1 protein-coding gene is annotated in these 666 nt (G+C 49.4%); it reads left to right on the top strand.

Annotated elements, in window-relative coordinates:
• On the top strand, positions 1 to 666 hold a 666-nt coding region (locus tag ACS8FC_RS18115; RefSeq protein WP_439297807.1), incomplete at both ends, for an FAD-binding protein.

Genomic DNA, 666 nt, shown 5'->3' with positions numbered 1-666 from the left:
GTGGCGGTGGTTCAGGTATGCGCGCTTCATTGCACTTAGCGGAAGCGGGTATGAAGGTTGCAGTCCTGACCAAAGTATTCCCAACACGTTCGCACACGGTTGCCGCTCAGGGTGGTATCGGTGCAAGTTTGGGCAACATGAGCAATGACAACTGGCATTTCCACTTTTATGATACCGTAAAAGGGTCAGATTGGTTAGGTGACCAAGACGCTATCGAGTATATGTGCCGTGAAGCGCCAAAGGTAGTCTATGAGCTTGAGCACATGGGCATGCCGTTTGACCGTAATGAAGATGGTACGATCTATCAGCGTCCATTTGGCGGTCATACGTCGAACTATGGTGAAAAAGCAGTACAACGTGCTTGTGCTGCTGCTGACCGTACTGGTCACGCACTATTGCACACGCTATACCAGAAAAACTTACAGCAAGGTACTGAGTTCTTTATTGAGTGGATCGCACTTGATTTGATCAAAGATGAAGCGGGTAACATCAACGGTGTTATCGCCCTTGAGCAAGAGACAGGTACGGTTGCGGTATTCCAAGCACCGGTAACTGTCCTAGCCACAGGTGGTGCAGGTCGTATCTTTGCCGCTTCTACCAACGCTTATATCAATACTGGTGACGGTATTGGTATGGCAGTTCGCGCTGGTATCCCACTACAGGATA

Source organism: Psychrobacter sp. 1Y4 (assembly GCF_051847555.1).
This window is presented reverse-complemented; position numbering and strand designations above follow the sequence as displayed.